Source organism: Bradyrhizobium sp. SZCCHNS3052, from assembly GCF_032484495.1.
In the GTDB taxonomy this organism is placed as follows: Bacteria; Pseudomonadota; Alphaproteobacteria; order Rhizobiales; family Xanthobacteraceae; genus Bradyrhizobium.
This window is the reverse complement of record NZ_JAUETB010000003.1, coordinates 206290-223886: the sequence shown is the minus strand read 5'-3', so window position 1 is coordinate 223886 and position 17597 is coordinate 206290. Positions and strand designations below refer to the sequence as shown.

Below are 17597 nucleotides of genomic sequence, written 5' to 3'. Positions count from 1 at the left end.
CGCTCCACCCCTACGATGTCTGGCTGGTCATGCTGGCCGCGCGTCAGCTCGCCCGATACCAGGTGGCGATGAACGCCAGATCGTTGTCCCAGCCGCTCTTGTACAGCACCATGCCGTTCTTCACGCCGATCGCATTGAGCCGGTTGATCTCCGGCAGGACGTAGTTGTCACGCACGACGAGATCGTTGAGCTTGATGAACAGCGCGGCGCGCTTGACCGGATCGAGCTCGCTCTGGGCCAGCATGTAGGTCTCGTCATACTCCTTGTTCTGCCAGCGGCAGATGTTGCGGCCCTGCCACTTGTTCTCCTTGGTCGCGGCCTCGGTGGACACGAACTGGTTCATGAAGAACTGCGGATCCGCCTGCGGCATCGTGGTCTGATACATCTGCATGTCGCAGTAGAAATGCGAGTAGGTGTCGGGGTTCGCGACGTCCGAGGAGAAGAACACCGACGCGACCACCGACTTCAGCTCGACCTCGATGCCGGCCTTCTGGAACGCCTGCTTGATGATCGCCTGGTTCTTCTGGCGCGGGCCGTTGATCGAGGTCTGGAACACGAATTTGAGCGGCTTGCCGTCCTTCTCGCGGATGCCGGAGGCGCCCTTCTTCCAGCCGGCGGCGTCGAGGATCTGGTTGGCCTTCTCGATCGAGAACTCGAAAGTATTGTTCTTGGAGCGGAAGCGCTCGGGGTTGTTGAGAAAGTTGGGCGTCGCGACGCCGGCGCGTCCATAGATGAATTTCTGCACCGACGCACGGTCGATCAGGAGATTGATCGCCTTGCGCACCTCGGGATCGGAGAACAGCGGGTGCTTGGTCTTCAGGCTGGCGCGCTCGCCGTCGACCTCGACATTGGGGTCGGTGACGTTGAGGCCGATATACTCGATGTTGCCGGTCAGCGTCAGCTCGGTCTTGCCCTGGCCGCCCGCCTCGAGCTTGGTCAGGATCTCGTCCTCGACCTGCAGATTGTAGGCGTAATCGTATTCACCGGTCTGCAGCACTGCGCGCGCAGCGGAGACCGCGTCGCCGCCGCCCTTGATCTCGACCGTGTCGAAATAGGGCTGCGTCGGCACGTGATAGTCCGGAAAGCGCTTGCCGGCGACGGTGTCGCCCGGCTTGAAGTCCACGAACATGTAGGGACCGGTACCGACCGGCTTCAGGTTCGCCGGCGCCTCGCGCGACTTCGCCCCGATATAATCCGCAAAGTGATGCTTGGGGATGATGCAGCCGAACGAGGCGACGAAGGCATCGGCCCAGAACGGCGTCGGCTGCGGAAAGACCAGCTTCACGGTCAGATCGTCGATCTTCTCGATCGACTTGACGTTCTTGTAGCTGCCGATCGAGACCGCCGAGGTCTCGGGGTTGTTGGCGTATTCCCAGTTGAAGATGACGTCGTCGGCCGTGAACGGCTTGCCGTCGTGCCATTTGACGCCCTTCTTCAGCTTCCAGGTCACCGACATGCCGTCGGCGGCAAGACCGCCATTCTCCTTGCTCGGAATCTCGGCCGCGAGAATCGGCACCAGATTGCCCTCCTTGTCCCATCCGGCCAGCGGTTCGTAGAACAGGCGGCTGGCCTCCTGGTCCTTGGTGCCGATGGCGAAATGCGGATTGAGCAGCGTCGGCGCCTGCCAGAGCAGCAGCTTGAGCGGACCGCCGCCACCGGCCTTGGTCGGCTTGTAGGGGATGGCATCAGCAGCGACCGCGGCGCCTGAGTAGGAGAGCATCGCGCCAGCCATCGGCGCGGTCAGCCCCACGGCAATCATCCGCTGCACAAATTCGCGCCGTGACAGGCGTCCTGCTTTGACATCAGCGATCTGGCTACGGAGGTCACGCTCGTTCATTCATCGACTCCAAAGGTGGTGCTGAATGCCAAAAACGCGTCCCCGTCCTGGATCGATCGGGAACTGCATAAAATTGGATCAGCCTTCGAAGCGACTGTCAAAGCAGAATCCGGGCCAATTCCGCAATAAAGAACGGATCGATTGTCGCACTTCGCAGATGCGGAAAGATTGACTGCGAGTCACATCCCGGAAAATGGAACTACGTCGCTCGCGACGGTCGCCACACACCGGAATGTTCTGCTTCGGAATGAACGCTCTCGATGTGCGCTCAGCTCTCGCGACACCAGTTCGGCAACTGCCAGAGGTCATTGTCCCATTCCGAGGAATGGCTCGACAAACCTTTGCGGATGCCGCTGACGCGCGGACCCGGCGACGCCATCGTTGATCATCAGCATCTCCATGTCGCAGTAGACGTGCGTGTAGGTGTCGGAATTGGCGACGTCGCTGGAGAAGAACGCCGAGCCACCACCGACTTCGGCTCGAGCTCGATGCCCGCCTTCTGGCAGGCCTACGTGACGATGACATGGTTCTTCGGCCGCGGGACGTTGGTGGAGATCTGGACCACGAGCTTGAGCGGCTTGCCGCCCTTCTCGCGAATGCCGCTCGCGCCCTTCTTCCAGCCGGCGTTCTCCAAAACCTCGATCGCCTCGTCGACGTTGAGCGCGAAGCACTACCGCCGGAAAATCAGGACACAGCCCCAGTGCCGCGGACACAGATGCAGCTCAGCGCTCCGGCTTCAGCTTGCGGAAGCGGACGCCCTTGCCATCGGGCAGCCGGGTCGCGACATAGCCTGCCGCCAGGCAGGCCTCGCGCTGCGGCATCTTCTCCTGCGGACTTCGCAGGCTGTCCCACCACGAGGCGCGCTGCGCGGCGCGCGGCAGGCCGTCGCCGATCAGCTCCTCGATCTCGTCGAGGCTGAGCACCAGCTCGGGGCGGGTCTGCCGCTTGAGATAGTCTCGAAGCGCATCATAGTCCGGCAAGTCTCGACTCCATCGTACCAGCGCGTGTGCGGCCGCCTTGACGACAGGCGCGGCGAACGCAACGACTCGTTAACCTAACATGCGTTACTTCGGCTTTATCCGTCAGTCTACGGACGGGACTCCACGGGGGACGGGACGATCCGATGCGCTGGACACGCCGAACGGGCCGGGCGACGCAGCCTTGGCGGCTTTCGGCGCGCACGCTGATCACCTGCTCCATCTCGACCATCATCGGTTTCTCCGCCATCTGCGCCAGCGTCATGATCGACCTGCGCCGGAGCGAGGAAGTCCGCGCCCGGCAGGCGCTGGAGAACATGGCCGCCAGCATCGGCGCCGACATCAGCCGCACCGTCGAGCTCTACGATCTCTCGCTGCGGGCGGTGGCCAGCAACATGTTGCTGCCCGAAATCAACGAGGTCAGCAAGCACGTCCGCCAATTGATCCTGTTCGACCGTTCGTCCACCGCGAAGAATTTCGGCACCATCCAAGTCTTTGATGCCCGCGGGCGGCTGTCGCTCGAGTCGTCGACGCTCGACCCGCTGCCGGAGGACCGCAGCGACGCCGATTTCTTCCAGGTGCATCGCGACCGGCCCGACACCGGGCTCTATGTCGGGCGGCCCGCTCAGCATCATGGCCAATATTCCATCGTTCTCAGCCGCCGCATCTCGACGCCGGACGGACGCTTCGCCGGCGTCGTCGCCGGCTCGATCCGCCTCGGCTATTTCCGCGACCTGTTCGCAAGGCTCACGCTCGGGGCGGGCGACAACATCACCGTGCTCCGGCGCGACGGCACCGTCATCGTCAGCGCGCCGTTCGATTCCGGCGCGATCGGGCGCAACCTAGCGCGGGCGCCGGCCGTGACCCGCGCGCTCACCGAGCCGGCCGGCTGGTCGAGCAGCTATGGCGCGCTGGACGATCTGCCGCGGCTGCTGGTCTGGCGCAATGCCAATGAGCCGCTGGTCGTGATCGCCAGCAAGTCGTGGGACAGCGTCTATGCATACTGGCGCCATGAGGCTGCAGAGATCGGGGCGATGATGCTGGCGCTGATCGTGTTCGTCCTGGCCGCGACGCAGGTCGCCGCGCGCGAGATCCAGCTCCGGGCGAAGGTCGAATCCAGACTGGAGCAGCTCGCGACCACGGATCCGCTGACGGGCCTGAAGAATCGGCGCAAGTTCGACGAGACCATCGAACTCGAATGGCGGCGGGCGCAGCGCGCCGGCGCGCCGCTGGGGCTGCTGATGATCGATGCCGATCACTTCAAGAGCTACAACGACACCCATGGGCACCAGGCCGGCGATCAGGTGCTGGTCGGCATCGCCGTGTGCATCTCCGATTCGGTGCGGCGCGCCGGCGACTGCGCCGCGCGTTATGGCGGCGAGGAGTTCGCGGTGCTGCTGCCGGGGACCTCGGAAGCGGATGCGCTGCGCGTCGCGGAGACGATCCGCAGCAAGGTCAAGCTGTGGGCGGGAGAAGCGTGCACCACCTCGATCAGCATCGGCGCCGCCAGCGTCACGCCGTCGCGCGACACGGACTGGACCGGCCTGCTCAATGCCGCCGACCGCGCCCTGTACATGGCCAAGGCCGCGGGCCGTAACCGCTGCGCCAGCGCAGCGGTGCGTCATCCGTCACCCGCGGCTTCGCTGGCGGCGTGATGCCGCCAACCGCCTCGAAGGCGCGGCATTTCGCGCCGGCTTGGCCTCAGCCCTTGCCTTCGAGATAGCGCTTCATGTCCGCGCGCAGGCCATCGCGCAGGTCGGCTCGCGCCATGGCGAAGGCGATGTTGGCCCTCAGGAAGCCGGACTTCGAGCCGCAATCATGCCGCTCGCCGTCGAAGTCCACGCCGTAGAATTTCTGCGTCTTCGACAGGCCGATCATCGCGTCGGTGAGCTGGATCTCGCCGCCGGCGCCGCGCTCCTGCGTCGCGAGGATCTGGAAGATCTCCGGCTGCAGGATGTAGCGCCCGGTGATCGAGAAGTTCGACGGCGCGGTGCCCTTGGCCGGCTTCTCGACCATGCCGTCGACCTCGAACATCTTGCCGTCGCGCTTGCCGACGCCGCAGATGCCGTATTGATGGGTCTGGTCGGCTGGCACCTCCTGCACGGCGAGCACGTTGCTCTTTTCCGGCAGCTTGCTGGCGGCAGCAATCATCTGCGCCAGGCACCCCGGCGCGTTCAGCACCAGCTCGTCGGGCAGCACCACCGCGAACGGCTCGTCACCGACGATGTCGCGCGCGCACCACACGGCATGGCCGAGCCCGAGCGGCGCCTGCTGGCGGGTGAAGCTGACCGCGCCGGCCTCCGGCTGGTCGCGCGCGAGGATTTCCATCTCGGTCTTCTTGCCGCGCGCCGCGAGCGTCGCGTCGAGCTCGTACATGCGGTCGAAATGATCCTCGATCGCGGTCTTGTTTCGCCCGGTCACGAACACGAAATGCTCGATGCCCGCCTCCTTGGCTTCGTCGAAGACGTATTGGATGAGCGGCTTGTCGACGATCGTCAGCATTTCCTTCGGCATCGCCTTGGTGGCGGGCAGGACGCGGGTGCCGAGACCGGCGACCGGAAAAACGGCTTTGCGGATCTTCATGGGGATGACTAGACCTTGTGGCGATATGAATGCGAAATCGATCGCATTTTAGGTAGCTCGTTTGCAGCCGAGAACAAAGGCGGATGTTGGTCCAGTGTTCCGCTCGACACGGACCGAACGGCTAAATTTCGCTGCGGAAATCGTTAACCTTGTTAATCTCCCGTTAAGCAGGACCGGGCCTCGTGGAGGCCGATCTTCCATGCGATCTGGATCGAGACATGATGCGACGGAACGTGATGCTGACAGCTCTGAAGGCCGGTGCTGGCGCGGCGGTTCTGGTCACGGCGTTGACGGTGGTGTCTGGTTCCGCTGTCGCGCAATCCTCAGGCGGGCCGCTGAACTTTCTCGACGGCCTGTTCACGGGCACCCTGACGAAGGGCGACCCCGCCCCCAACCAGCCCCCTGCCGCCGGCGGGCCGCAGCCGTGGAGCGGCCAGGACGGCGCCTCCGGCCATCCGCTGATGACGGCGGCGGCGATCCGCGAAGCCGCCGGCAATTTCGACAATTGCGTCGCCGGCATGTGGCCAGATGCCGCACGACGCAACATCACGCAGGACAATTTCCAGCGCTTTACCGCCGGCCTGTCGCCGGACCTGCGCATCATGGACCTGCTCGACGCGCAGCCCGAATTCACCAAATCGATCTGGGACTATCTCGACATCCTGGTGAACGACAACCGGCTGGCGAAGGGCCGCGAGGTGCTGGCGAAGTACAAGCCGCAGTTCGATGCGGCCGAGCGTACCTATGGCGTCGACCGCTACATCGTCGCTTCGATCTGGGGCATCGAGTCCAACTACTCGACCCAGATCGGCGACCGTAGCGTGCTGCAGTCGACCGCGACGCTCGCCTGCATCGGCCGCCGCCAGGCCTATTTCAAGGATGAGTTCCTCTCCGCCCTGGAAATCCTCAATCGCGGCGATTTGCGCCCCGAGCAGTTGCGCGGCTCCTGGGCAGGCGCCTTCGGCCCGACCCAGTTCATGCCGACCGCGTTCAAGCGCTTCGCCGTCGATGCCGATGGTGACGGCCGCCGCGACGTCGTCGACAATCCGGCCGACCTGATCGCCTCCACCGCCAACAATCTGAAGAAGGACGGCTGGCAGAGCGGCCAGAGCTGGGGCTACGAGGTCGTGGTGCCCCAGGGCTTCAACTACATGCTCGCCGACCGCGCCAAGAGCATGAGCTTCGCCCAGTGGGAACAGCTCGGCCTGCGGCGGGCCAACGGTCAGCCGTTCCCGACTGGCGCCGAAAAGGCCTATCTGCTGGCGCCGGCCGGCGCCCAGGGCCCCGGCTTCCTGATGCTGCAGAACTTCCGCGTCATCATGAAATACAACCCTGCGGAAGCCTATGCGCTGGCGATCGGACACTTCGCCGACCGCCTCCGCGGCGCACCGCCGTTCGTTCAGGCCTGGCCGCGCGAGGAGCGAACGCTGTCGCGCGGCGAGCGGCTCGAGCTGCAGCAATTGCTCGCCGAGCGCGGATTTTACCGCGGAACGCCGGACGGCCAGTTCGGCGGCCAGACGCGCGAGGCGCTGCGGAACTTCCAGGCCTCGATCGGGGCGCCGGCGGACGGATTTGCCACCTCGGATGTGCTCGAACGGCTGCGGACGCGCTGATCGCAGCCCCAATCTGCCCTGCCGGTAACCTTCTGGGGCGATTACCGGCGCCGTCAACACCATCCGGTGAATGCCCGTTTGCGGCCTGATTCGCGTCCTATTATATGAATCGTCACGATCACGCCGCGCGACGGGTGCGCATGTCAAAGCTGAAGTCCATCCTCAAGCTGTTGAACGAGCCCGGCCCGCTGGTCGTGCTGGCGGTCGTCATCGCCATGCTCGTCGGCATCGCCGGTCCCGCCTCGGCCCAGTTCTTCAACTTCAACCCGTTCGCTTCGCCCCGCCCGGCACCGCGCGGCGGTGGAGGTGGCGGAGGTTGGTTCGGCGGCGAATTCTTCGCTCCGTTCCCGCAGCAACAGCCGAAGAGGGTGATCCAAGACTATTCCAAGGCGCCGCCGCCGGAGAAGCGTGATGGCGCGCCGGACCGCTACGTGCTGGTGCTCGGCGACGCCATGGCCGACTGGCTCGCCTATGGCCTGGAAGAGGCCTATGCCGAGCAGCCCGACATGGGCGTGACCCGCAGGATCCGGACCACGTCGGGCCTCATCAAGTATCAGCCCAGGGGCGAGCCGGCCGACTGGGCCGCCGCCGCCAAGGGTATCCTGGCGACCGAACGCGCCGACGCCATCGTCATCATGCTCGGCCTCAACGACCGCATCTCGCTGCGCGAGCCCGCGATCGAGAAGACCGACGACAAGAAGGGCGACAAGGCCAAGAAGGATGCCAAGGCCAAGCCTGGTGAGACAAAGCCTGGTGAGACCAAGCCGGGCGAAGCCAAGCCGGATGGCAAGGCCGACACGGCGGCCAAGCCCGACGACAAGGCTGCCGATACCGATCTGCCGCAGGACGAGGCCGACAACGACACGCCTGCGGTCGCGGCACCGGAGAAGGCCGCCCGCTCGCCGGGCGGCCTCTACGAGTTCCGGGACGAGCGCTGGGTCGAGCTGTATACGAAGAAGATCGAGGAGATGATCGCGATCGCCAAGAGCAAGGGCGTGCCCGTGCTCTGGGTCGGCCTGCCCGCGGTTCGCGGTCCCAAGGGGACGGCGGACACGCTGTTCCTCGACTCGCTGTATCGCGATGCCGCCGGCAAGGCCGGCATCACCTATGTCGATGTCTGGGACGGCTTCGTCGACGAGGCCGGCCGCTTCCTGCAGAAAGGCCCGGACTTCGAGGGCCAGATCCGCCAGCTGCGCTCCTATGACGGCGTCTATTTCACCAAGCCGGGCGCGCGCAAGCTCGCCCATTATGCCGAGCGTGAGATCAACCGGCTGCTCGCGGCCCGTTCCGCGCCGCTCGAGCTGCCGAACGAGCCGGCCACGCCGGACGCCAATGCCGTACCGGGCCAGCCGGCGCCGCGGCCGGTCGCCGGCCCGATCCTGCCGCTGGTGGCGTCATCCGTCGGCACCGATCAGTTGCTGGGCGGCCCCGGCTCCCGACCTGCGGCGGTCGACGCGCTGGCGGCCCGAACCCTGGTCAAGGGCGAGGCGCTGAGCCCGCCGGCCGGCCGCGCCGACGATTTCGTCTGGCCTCGCCGCGAGGTCGGCCGTGAGCAGGCCAAGGAGCCGCCGAAGGAGCCTACCCGGCCCGAAGCGCCGATGGCAGCGACTTCGCCGGCGGAAGCGACGCCGGCAGCACCTGGGCCGGTGTCGCCGCAGCCGCGGCAAAGGCGGCTGACCACGCCGGTGGCGCCCACCCAGCAGCCGCCAGCCCAAACGCCGCAGCCGAATCAGGGCGTTCGTGAGTTTTTCGGCTTCGGCGCACCTCAGCAGCAACAGCAGCCGGCGCGGCCGCCCGCCGCGCGCAATCCGAACGCGCCGCCGCGGCCGCCAGGATTGGTCGGCCGCTCGGCAGCATCGCTGGAGACCCAGGGCCGCTGATCGTGACCACATTTCGGCGCTGAGGGCGATCGACGCGGATCATTCCGGACCAAGGTGCCAATGACAAATCGGCCCGCATTCGAGAGCGAATGCGGGCTGATTGTCATCTGATCGTCAGCGGGTCTTTGCAGGCTCAGTAGCGCCAGCGCTGCGGCGGCTGCGGCCGGCTCGGCGAGCGCATCAGCATCGCCAGCAGGAAGCCGATGCCGCCGGCGACCAGCAGCGCGCCCATCGGATTGTCCTGAACCCGCTTGGTCAGCGCCTGCGTGCCGTCACGCAGCGTCTCGGAGCCGTTGCCGAACGTATCCTTGGCGAAATCCATCGCCGCATCGCCGGCCTCGCGCGCCGCGTCCTTGGCCTGGCCATACATGTTCTGCACGACGCCCGAGGCCTCGCGCGCACGCCCCGACGCCTGCGTGCTCTTGTCGCCCAACATCTCGCCGACGCCGCCTTCGATCTTGCCTGCGACATCCTTGGCCGTACCGGTCAGCCGATCCTGATCCATTGCCGCTCTCCTTCTCTGCATTGTGCGGGATTGCTGGCCTGCTAACCGGCCAGCACGGCGCAGGTTCCGGACGACTACAAAATCAGGCCGCCGTCGACGACGAGGGTCTGGCCGATGATGTAGGACGACAGCGGCGAGGCCAGGAACAGCGCCGCACCGGCCATGTCCTGCGGCGTCCCCAGCCGCCGCAGCGGAATGCGCTGCAGCGCGCCCTCGAGGCGCTTCGGATTGGCGGTCGTCACCTTGGTCATCTTGGTGTCGACGAGCCCGGGCGCGATCCCGTTGACGCGGATGCCGTCTTCCGCCCACGCCTCGGCCAGGGTTCGCGTCAATCCCATCGCGCCGGTTTTCGAGGCGTTGTAGGCCGGATTGCCCATGGTCGAATGATAGGCCGCGGTCGACGAGACAATGATGAGCGCGCCCCTGGCATCGCGCAGCAGGCCGTGAAATTTCGTCGCACAGGCCATCAGGCTGATGAGGTTGACCTCGACCACCTTGCGAAAGCCCTCCATGGCGAATTCGCCGCGCCGGTACAATACCGCGCCCTGCGCCAGCACCAGCACATCGAGCCGATCGAGCCGCGGCGCGAAGCTCTCGATCGCGCCGGGATCGCTCACATCGAGCTGATGGTAGTTCACCCCTGCGAGATCGGAGCCCTCACCTTCGGCATAATCGGCGGCGCTCGCCCGCGTGCCGCTGACGTCGACGCGCGCGCCCTGCGCGCGAAACGCCTGCGCGATGCCGTTGCCGATGCCGCTCGATCCGCCGATCACCAGCACCGAGCGTCCCGTGAAATCGAGCGCGTTCATCTCCCCACTCCTTCTCTTGTTGTTTGTCGGATGGTGTGGGGATCGGCGCAGGCCCTGTCAACGGCATCGCGGGCTGTGGCGACCCCGGCATCGGCGCCTTCGCATCAATGCTGCTGCGCAGCTACTTCATCGGTGTCAGCCGCAGCAGGCGGCCGGGCGAGTCGTCCTCGATGACCCAGACGGCGCCGTCCGGCGCCACGGCGACGTCGCGGATGCGCTCGCCCATGTCCCAGCGCTCGGCCTCGTCAGGCTGACCATCGGCCCGGAAGGCAACGCGGACCAGCGCGTGCACCCGCAAGCCTCCGATCAGCGCCGATCCCTTCCATTGCGGAAACATCGGACCATCATAGAAGACCAGGCCGGCCGGCGCGATCACAGGATCCCAATAGAGCGGCGGCGGCGCGAGGTCGGGCCGCGTCGCATGCCGCGGGATCGGCGTGCCGTTGTAATTGTCGCCGTTCGACACCAGCGGCCAGCCGTAGTTCTTGCCCGGCTCGATCAGGTTCAGTTCGTCGCCGCCGCGTGGTCCCATCTCGTGCAGCCAGAGCTTGCCATCTGATGCGAAGGCGAGCCCGTAGGGATTGCGGTGGCCGGTGGTCCACGTCTGGGCCGGCACGCCCTTGTCCTCGGCCATGGGATTGTCCGACGGAGTCGCGCCGTCGAGATCGAGCCTGAGCACCTTGCCGCGCGCCTGACGTGGATCCTGGGCGCTGTTCGGCTGCATGCGGTCGCCGACCGTCGGGAACAGATGCGTTCCCGACGGATCGAACGCGATGATGCCGCCGGGCTGCCCGCCGCCGCCGGCGGGCGTCTGGCGCCAGATGACGGTGGGGTCGGTCAGCGTGGCGTTGTCATTCGAAACCGACAACACGGCACGGGTCAGGACGAGCCGGCTGCCTTCGCTGCCCGGCTCGGTGTAGGTGAGATAGATCTGCGACGTCGTCGCGAAGCTCGGCGACACCGCAATGTCCAGGAGGCCGTTCTGTCCGCGCGCCGCGACGGCGGGCACGTTGCCGATCTGGATCTTCTGCCCACCTTGCGTGACGAGAAAGATCCGGCCTGGCTTCTCCGTGACCAGCATCCGCCCATCCGGCAGAAAGGCGATGGCCCAGGGCGTATCGAACTCGGCAACGCTCCGCGCCTCGAACGGGCGCACGGCGCTTGCCTTGCGATCGCCGGCATTGATGCTCTCGGCTCGCGCGGCCGTGGTCGCAACGAGTCCCATCACCAATGCCAGGCGCAGGAAGGTCGTGGAGAGCACCATGATCACTCCGGTTTGTTGATCCGTGTCGTCGGCAACGAGAATTCGGCCATGCCGGATCGGTGCCTACCGAATGCGTCCGATCAGTGATAATCCCGACGGCGAGCATGCGATCCGCATTTTTCCGTGAGCCGCAAATATGCACCAGCACAGGCAACTCAGCCGCTCGGTCAAGGGATTGACCGTCCTGATCACCGGCGCCGCGTCGGGGATGGGGCGCGCGACCGCGCGCGTGTTCGCCGATGAAGGCGCCAGGGTCGCAGTCACCGATGTCGATGAGAACGCGGCCCGCGCGGTGGCGGCAGACATCGAGGCCAGCGGCGGAACGGCGCGCGCCTGGCGGCTCGACCTCGTCGACCGCAACGCCATCGCGGCCGTCGTCGGCGATGCTGCGACGCATTTCGGCGGGCTCGACGTCATCGTCAACAATGCCGGCATCTCGGTGCATGTCGCGATCGACGACGAAGCCTACGACGAGGCCTGGGCAAGAGGGCTTGCCATCATGCTGACGGCGCAGCAGCGCGTCATCCGTGCCGCGCTGCCGCATCTGCGCCGCTCGAACAGCCCGCGCATCGTCAACATCGCTTCGACCGAGGCGCTCGGCGCAACCGCGCGGCACAGCGCCTATTCGGCTGCAAAGGCCGGGGTGACCGGATTGACGCGCTCGCTCGCGGTCGAGCTCGGCCGCGATCGCATCACCGTCAACTGCATCTGTCCGGGCCCGATCACCACGGCGATGACCGCGCGCATTCCAGATGAGCAGAAGGCGGTCTATGCACGGCGCCGCACCGCGCTTGGCCGCTACGGCGATCCCGAAGAAGTCGCGCACATGACCTTGAGCCTGTGCCTGCCGGCCGCGTCGTTCCTCACCGGAGCGGTGATCCCGGTGGACGGCGGGCTGATGGCCCGCAATGCATGACGTCTGACGCGTCGGCATGACAGCCGTGCGGTCGGCGATCCGCGCCTTGCGTTGACTTCGCGCATCGCCGGCGTAGCCTCTTCTATCAGAAGAAGCGGACAGGAGTCCGCCCTGATGAGGACGCGAGGAGGACACCATGGCGATCGCCATCCGGCAGCTGCATCCGCATTTCGTCGGCGAAGTATCCGGTGTCGATCTGCGAAAGCCTCTCGCTCGGGACGAGGTCGCGCAGTTGCAGGCCGCGATCGATCACTACGCCGTTCTCGTATTTCACGATCAGGACGTCACCGACGAGCAGCAGCTCGCCTTCGCGCTCAGCTTCGGCGACCGCGAGCAGGCGCGCGGCGGCACCGTCACCAAGAAGGAGGATTACCGCCTCACCACCGGCCTCAACGACGTCTCCAATCTCGGCAAGGATGGCAAGCCGCTGCCATCAGACCATCGCACGCATCTGTTCAATCTCGGCAACTGCCTGTGGCACTCCGACAGCTCGTTCCGGCCGATCCCGGCGAAATACTCGATCCTCTCGGCGCGGATCGTGAACCCGAAGGGCGGCAACACCGAATTCGCCGACATGCGCGCCGCCTACGACGCGCTCGACCAGGAGATCAAGGCCGAGATCGAGGATCTCGTCTGCGAACATTCGCTGATGTATTCGCGCGGCGCGCTCGGCTTCCTCGACTACACGGACGAGGAGAAGGAGATGTTCAAGCCGGTCAGGCAGCGGCTGGTCCGCACTCATCCTGCCCATGGCCGCAAGTCGCTGTATCTGTCGTCGCATGCCGGCGCCATCATCGGTATGAGCATGCCGGAAGGCCGGCTGCTGCTGCGCGACCTCACCGAGCATGCCACGCAGCCCGAGTTCGTCTACGTCCACAAATGGACGCTGCACGACCTGATCATGTGGGACAACAGGCAGACCATGCATCGCGTGCGCCGCTACGATCAGTCGCAACCGCGCGACATGCGCCGCGCCACGGTGGCCGGCACCGAACCGACGGTCGCGCAGCAGGCGGCGGAGTAGTTCTGCCTTCAGCAGAGATGCGCGGCCTCATCCCTCTCCATGTCGTCATTGCGAGGAGCGAAGCGCAGAGGCAATCCAGACAGCATCCGCGGTGGACATTCTGGATTGCTTCCGCCTACGCTCTCCAAGCTTCGGCGGACAAGTCGCTGCGCTCGCAATGACGGCGGAGAGGCAGAGCGCCCCATTGAGCCTTCTCTGATCCCAGCGAGCACGGGAGCTCCAACCGGACGATAAGGCCTATGCGTGCCCGGCGGCGTTGGACAGCATGCCGGGATCAATGCCGATCTTGCGCAGCGCGAGATCGTATTTGGCGTCGACATTGTCGCCGAAGATCAGCTCCGGATCGGCGTCGCAATGCAGCCAGCCATTGTCCTGGATCTCTTCCTCCAACTGGCCGGCGCGCCAGCCGGCATAGCCGAGGGCGAGGATGGCGTGCTTCGGACCGTCGCCCTTGGCGATCGCCTTGAGGATGTCGATCGTCGTCGTCAGGCAGACGCCGTCGTTGATCTTCAAGGTCGCGTTGGCGATGAAGTAGTCGCTCGAATGCAGCACGAAGCCGCGCCCGGTATCGACCGGGCCGCCGCTCAGCACCTTCATCGTCTCGGCGCTGTCGGGCAGGCTGATCTGATCGCTCTTCTCGATGATATTCAGTTGCATCAGGAGCTGAGGGAAGTCGATGCTGCCCGCCGGCCGGTTCACCATGATACCCATGGCGCCCTCGGCCGAATGCGCGCAGAGATAGATCACCGAGCGCTCGAAACGGGAATCGCCCATCACGGGCATCGCAACCAGCAGCTGACCGTCGAGGTAACCACCGTGAGAGGTGTGATCCCCGATCCCTGTCACTTTGCGGCGAATGTCGCCCAGCCTTTTTGCCTCAGGATTCATCCGCAAGGACTCTCATGATCATCGATATCCTGATATTGGGATGCGCATCTGTCAATCAAGGTTCAGGTCCTCGCGAGGAAATCTGCTCACAAGCATTTCAATGGTTTGCGCCCGAACCGCACTCTAAAGACGTCTCATGTCCGCCTTGGTTCCTCACCACTCTGCCACACTGCTCGTCGCGACCGTCGTATCATCCTGCCTTGCGTTCGGCGCGCAGGCGCAGGATTCCTCGCCCTGGCAGCGCGACAGCCACTCCGCGGTGCGCCTGCTCGCGGGCTCGCGCAGCGGTCCGGTCATGCTGGGCGGCATCGCCTTCGCGCTGCAGCCGGGATGGAAGACCTATTGGCGAACGCCCGGCGATTCCGGCGTGCCGCCGCGGTTCGACTTTTCCAAGTCGGAGAACGTCGAAGCGGTGACGGTTCTGTGGCCCGCGCCGACAAAGTTCGATGACGGCGCCGGCGGACACTCGCTCGGCTATCATGATCAGGTCGTGCTGCCGCTGCGCATCGTCGCCAAGAACCCCGACAAGCCGATGACCCTGCGCGCCGACGTCAGCTACGCGGTCTGCGAGAAGATCTGCATTCCCGTCGAAGCAAAGGCCGAGCTCGCCTTCACCAGCGTCGCCAGCACCGAGGATACGGCGCTCTCGGCGGCCCTCGACACGGTGCCGAAGCCGGCCACTGTCGGCGACGCCATTCCCTTGACGATCCGCGACGTCAAGCGCGACGGCCCGAAGGACGTCGTCGTCGACGTCGCCGTCGCCGATCCGCGCGGTGTCCAGCTCTATGTCGAGGGGCCGACGCCTGACTGGGCACTGCCGATCCCGACCGTGCGCGACAGCGGCATGCCGGGCATCAAGCGCTTCGCCTTCGAGCTCGACGGCGTTCCGCCGGGCGTGAAGCCGGACGGCGCGGCCCTGAAATTCACGCTGGTCGGCCCCGACAAGTCTTACGAGTTCAACTTCACTCTGCCGTGACGGCTGTAGCGCCGCGCGACCGACGCGGCGCCGGCCCAACTCAATCTTAACGTTGCGTTGATAGGGAAGCACCATCGCCGCCATCCGCGCGGCCGTGGAGCCGGACCCCGCCGTGGCCGTGATGGATGCCCGCAACGCCCCCGCATCGAGCGGCCTCGCGGCCCGCCTGAAGGCGCGCCTGGCCGCGCTCGGCGGCAGCGGCGAGGCATCGCTGACGCGCCGCCTGGCCGGCACCATCTTCCTGATCCGCGTGCTCAGCGCGGGCCTCGCCTATCTCAGCCAGATCCTGCTCGCGCGCTGGATGGGCGGCTCGGACTACGGCACCTATGTCTATGTCTGGACCTGGGTGCTGCTGCTCGGCAGCATGCTGGATGTCGGCATCGCCTCCTCGGCGCAGAAGATCATTCCGGACTACCGCACCTCGGGCCAGCAGGCGCTGCTGCGCGGCTTCCTCTCCGGCGGACGCTGGCTGACGCTGGCGACGTCCACCGCTGCGGCGCTGCTGCTCGCCGGCCTGATCGCGCTGCTGTCGCCCTGGATCGACGCCGGCGAGCGCATGCCGCTCTACATCGGCTGCCTCACCTTGCCAGCCTTCGTCGTCGCCAACACCCAGGACGGCATCGCCCGCTCGCACGACTGGATGACGCTCGGCCTGATGCCGCAATTCATCATCCGCCAGACGCTGATCATCGGCTTCACGGCAGGCGCCTTCGTGCTCGGCCTCGATCTCGGCGCCACCGCTGCGATGGCCGCGAGCGCGGCCGCGGTGTGGCTTGCGATGCTCGGCCAGATGCTGGTGCTGAACAACCGGCTCCGCGGCCACGTCGAGCCAGGTCCCAAACAATATGATCTCCGCGGCTGGCTCGCGATCTCGCTGCCGATCCTCTTGGTCGAGAGCTTCTATCTGCTGCTGTCCTACACCGACGTGCTGGTGCTGCAGCAATTCCGCTCTTCCGAGGAGGTCGGCATCTATTTCGCGGTGGTGAAGACGCTCGCGCTGGTGTCGTTCATCCACTACGCGATGTCGGCGACGACGGCGCATCGCTTCGCCGAATACCACGCGCTCGGCGACAAGGCGCGGCTGTCGGCCTATGTCGCGCATGCGATCAAGTGGACGTTCTGGCCGTCGCTCGCGGCGACGCTGGTGCTGCTCGCGCTCGGCAAGCCGCTGCTGTTTCTGTTCGGCGCGCAGTTCACCGCCGGCTACGACATCATGTTCATCGCCGCAATCGGGCTCGTCGTACGCGCCGCGATCGGACCGGTGGAGCGGCTGCTCAACATGCTGGGCCAGCAGCGCGCCTGCGCCATGGCCTATGCGGCGGCCTTCGTCATGAACCTCGTGCTCTGCATCCTGCTGGTGCCGCAGTTCGGCGGCCACGGCGCCGCGGCGGCGACCTCGCTGTCGCTGGCCTTCGAGACCGTGCTGCTGTTCCGGATCGTCAAGCAGCGGCTCGGGCTGCATGTCCTCGCCTTCGGCAAGGCATCTTGAGGAAACCATATTGACGCATCTGTTGCGTCATCTTGGCCTCGCCTTGGCGGAACTGCGAGCGTCGTGCCGCCACGTCTCGTCTCGCCCGGCGATCACGCAAGTGTTGGGTGCAACGCCTTGATATTGGCGCGATCCTCCGGGCACATGATTTGAATGCGCGCTGGGGGAGAATGAGATGTCGAGACTGGGGGTCGCACTATCGCTGGCCGGAACCGTGATGCTGGCCGGCTGCATGGAAGCGACGCTGTCGCCGACGTCAGACGCGGCGTTGACGCCCCGCGACCGTCAGTTGCTGGCGCACGCGCCCTATGCCGAGGCGCAGATCCCGCAACAGTTCCAGCGCCACATCGTCGACTACACCCGGCAGGAACAGCCGGGCACGATCGTCGTCGATACCGATGCGCGCTTCCTGTACTACGTGCTGCCCGACCGCAAGGCGATCCGCTACGGCGTCGCCGTCGGCGAAGAGGCGATGGCCTTCTCCGGCGTCGCCACCGTCGGCAAGCTCGCGGAATGGCCGGACTGGGTTCCCACCGCCGACATCCAGGCGCGCCTCGGGCCGTATCCGAAGCGCGTCGCCGGCGGCCCGGCGAATCCGCTCGGCGCCCGCGCCATCTATCTGTACGAGGGCAACAAGGACACCCTGTACCGCATCCACGGCACCAACCAGCCCGAATATATAGGCCAGGCGATCTCGTCAGGCTGCATCCGCATGACCAATACCGACGTCGCCGACCTCTACAACCACGTCCAGCTCGGATCGACCGTGGTCGTGCTGCCGCCGGGCCAGAGCGTCGCGTCCACCACCGCGAACGTGTTCGCCCGCCGCAGCTGAT

16 protein-coding genes are annotated in these 17597 nt (G+C 66.0%); 8 read left to right on the top strand and 8 right to left on the bottom strand.

Features of this window, described 5'->3' with window-relative positions; all coding sequences use genetic code 11:
- Nucleotides 1–43 precede the first annotated feature (43 nt).
- From QX073_RS12610 to QX073_RS12600, 3 genes are all read right to left on the bottom strand, one after another.
- Nucleotides 44–1837 carry a peptide ABC transporter substrate-binding protein gene (locus QX073_RS12610; protein ID WP_316186664.1) on the bottom strand — a complete coding sequence of 598 codons (1794 nt, stop codon included), beginning with the start codon at nucleotides 1835–1837 and terminating at the stop codon, nucleotides 44–46.
- 508 nt (nucleotides 1838–2345) lie between these two features.
- Nucleotides 2346–2471, bottom strand: coding sequence for a hypothetical protein (locus tag QX073_RS34405; RefSeq protein WP_410051199.1), 126 nt, complete (start codon nucleotides 2469–2471; stop codon nucleotides 2346–2348).
- Nucleotides 2472–2559: 88 nt separating this feature from the next.
- Nucleotides 2560–2817 (bottom strand): hypothetical protein, encoded by a 258-nt coding sequence (locus QX073_RS12600; protein ID WP_315713880.1) that lies wholly within the window; start codon nucleotides 2815–2817, stop codon nucleotides 2560–2562.
- 143 nt (nucleotides 2818–2960) lie between these two features.
- On the opposite strand from QX073_RS12600, the gene QX073_RS12595 reads away from it, so the two are divergent.
- Complete coding sequence (locus tag QX073_RS12595; RefSeq protein ID WP_316172636.1) at nucleotides 2961–4469, top strand: sensor domain-containing diguanylate cyclase; 1509 nt, start codon at nucleotides 2961–2963, stop codon at nucleotides 4467–4469.
- A 46-nt stretch (nucleotides 4470–4515) separates the two neighbouring features.
- Here the strand turns inward: QX073_RS12595 and galU are convergent, their stop codons facing one another.
- A complete protein-coding gene (gene galU, locus QX073_RS12590; RefSeq protein WP_315713878.1) occupies nucleotides 4516–5397 on the bottom strand; it encodes a UTP--glucose-1-phosphate uridylyltransferase GalU in 882 nt (293 codons plus the stop codon).
- A gap of 218 nt (nucleotides 5398–5615) precedes the next feature.
- Here galU and QX073_RS12585 point away from each other — a divergent pair, with 218 nt between their 5' ends.
- Nucleotides 5616–7010, top strand: coding sequence for a lytic murein transglycosylase (locus tag QX073_RS12585; RefSeq protein ID WP_315713877.1), 1395 nt, complete (start codon nucleotides 5616–5618; stop codon nucleotides 7008–7010).
- Between the two features lie 140 nt (nucleotides 7011–7150).
- Nucleotides 7151–8890: a DUF459 domain-containing protein gene (locus QX073_RS12580; protein ID WP_316225840.1), complete on the top strand. Its 1740-nt coding sequence runs from the start codon at nucleotides 7151–7153 to the stop codon at nucleotides 8888–8890.
- 133 nt (nucleotides 8891–9023) lie between these two features.
- Here QX073_RS12580 and QX073_RS12575 read toward each other — a convergent pair whose 3' ends face one another.
- The 3 genes from QX073_RS12575 to QX073_RS12565 all read right to left on the bottom strand — a co-directional run bounded on the left by QX073_RS12575 (nucleotide 9024) and on the right by QX073_RS12565 (nucleotide 11468).
- A complete protein-coding gene (locus QX073_RS12575; protein ID WP_315713875.1) occupies nucleotides 9024–9395 on the bottom strand; it encodes a CsbD family protein in 372 nt (123 codons plus the stop codon).
- Nucleotides 9396–9469: 74 nt separating this feature from the next.
- A complete protein-coding gene (locus tag QX073_RS12570; protein ID WP_315713874.1) occupies nucleotides 9470–10204 on the bottom strand; it encodes an SDR family oxidoreductase in 735 nt (244 codons plus the stop codon).
- Between the two features lie 121 nt (nucleotides 10205–10325).
- Complete coding sequence (locus QX073_RS12565) at nucleotides 10326–11468, bottom strand: PQQ-dependent sugar dehydrogenase (protein ID WP_316225839.1); 1143 nt, start codon at nucleotides 11466–11468, stop codon at nucleotides 10326–10328.
- 136 nt (nucleotides 11469–11604) lie between these two features.
- Between QX073_RS12565 and QX073_RS12560 the strand changes: the two genes are divergently transcribed.
- Nucleotides 11605–12384 (top strand): SDR family NAD(P)-dependent oxidoreductase, encoded by a 780-nt coding sequence (locus QX073_RS12560; protein WP_315826010.1) that lies wholly within the window; start codon nucleotides 11605–11607, stop codon nucleotides 12382–12384.
- A 136-nt stretch (nucleotides 12385–12520) separates the two neighbouring features.
- A complete protein-coding gene (locus tag QX073_RS12555) occupies nucleotides 12521–13408 on the top strand; it encodes a TauD/TfdA family dioxygenase (protein WP_316225838.1) in 888 nt (295 codons plus the stop codon).
- Between the two features lie 237 nt (nucleotides 13409–13645).
- Here QX073_RS12555 and QX073_RS12550 read toward each other — a convergent pair whose 3' ends face one another.
- The gene (locus QX073_RS12550; protein WP_315713870.1) at nucleotides 13646–14296 is read right to left on the bottom strand and encodes a YqgE/AlgH family protein; all 651 of its coding nucleotides are present in this window, start codon (nucleotides 14294–14296) and stop codon (nucleotides 13646–13648) included.
- Nucleotides 14297–14432: 136 nt separating this feature from the next.
- On the opposite strand from QX073_RS12550, the gene QX073_RS12545 reads away from it, so the two are divergent.
- The 3 genes from QX073_RS12545 to QX073_RS12535 all read left to right on the top strand — a co-directional run bounded on the left by QX073_RS12545 (nucleotide 14433) and on the right by QX073_RS12535 (nucleotide 17596).
- On the top strand, nucleotides 14433–15272 hold the full coding sequence (locus QX073_RS12545) for a protein-disulfide reductase DsbD domain-containing protein (RefSeq protein WP_315713869.1): 840 nt from the start codon (nucleotides 14433–14435) through the stop codon (nucleotides 15270–15272).
- A 112-nt stretch (nucleotides 15273–15384) separates the two neighbouring features.
- Nucleotides 15385–16761: a lipopolysaccharide biosynthesis protein gene (locus tag QX073_RS12540; RefSeq protein ID WP_316225837.1), complete on the top strand. Its 1377-nt coding sequence runs from the start codon at nucleotides 15385–15387 to the stop codon at nucleotides 16759–16761.
- 175 nt (nucleotides 16762–16936) lie between these two features.
- Complete coding sequence (locus tag QX073_RS12535) at nucleotides 16937–17596, top strand: L,D-transpeptidase (protein WP_316188039.1); 660 nt, start codon at nucleotides 16937–16939, stop codon at nucleotides 17594–17596.
- Nucleotide 17597 lies beyond the last annotated feature (1 nt).

Bases quoted from the DNA above. Each gene is read 5' to 3' on its own strand.
- QX073_RS12610 (WP_316186664.1), bottom strand. From the start codon at position 1,837: ATGAACGAGCGTGACCTCCGTAGCCAGATCGCTGATGTCAAAGCAGGA.
- QX073_RS12595 (WP_316172636.1), top strand. From the start codon at position 2,961: ATGCGCTGGACACGCCGAACGGGCCGGGCGACGCAGCCTTGGCGGCTT.
- galU (WP_315713878.1), bottom strand. From the start codon at position 5,397: ATGAAGATCCGCAAAGCCGTTTTTCCGGTCGCCGGTCTCGGCACCCGC.
- QX073_RS12585 (WP_315713877.1), top strand. From the start codon at position 5,616: ATGATGCGACGGAACGTGATGCTGACAGCTCTGAAGGCCGGTGCTGGC.
- QX073_RS12580 (WP_316225840.1), top strand. From the start codon at position 7,151: ATGTCAAAGCTGAAGTCCATCCTCAAGCTGTTGAACGAGCCCGGCCCG.
- QX073_RS12575 (WP_315713875.1), bottom strand. From the start codon at position 9,395: ATGGATCAGGATCGGCTGACCGGTACGGCCAAGGATGTCGCAGGCAAG.
- QX073_RS12570 (WP_315713874.1), bottom strand. From the start codon at position 10,204: ATGAACGCGCTCGATTTCACGGGACGCTCGGTGCTGGTGATCGGCGGA.
- QX073_RS12565 (WP_316225839.1), bottom strand. From the start codon at position 11,468: ATGGTGCTCTCCACGACCTTCCTGCGCCTGGCATTGGTGATGGGACTC.
- QX073_RS12560 (WP_315826010.1), top strand. From the start codon at position 11,605: ATGCACCAGCACAGGCAACTCAGCCGCTCGGTCAAGGGATTGACCGTC.
- QX073_RS12555 (WP_316225838.1), top strand. From the start codon at position 12,521: ATGGCGATCGCCATCCGGCAGCTGCATCCGCATTTCGTCGGCGAAGTA.
- QX073_RS12550 (WP_315713870.1), bottom strand. From the start codon at position 14,296: ATGAATCCTGAGGCAAAAAGGCTGGGCGACATTCGCCGCAAAGTGACA.
- QX073_RS12545 (WP_315713869.1), top strand. From the start codon at position 14,433: ATGTCCGCCTTGGTTCCTCACCACTCTGCCACACTGCTCGTCGCGACC.
- QX073_RS12535 (WP_316188039.1), top strand. From the start codon at position 16,937: ATGTCGAGACTGGGGGTCGCACTATCGCTGGCCGGAACCGTGATGCTG.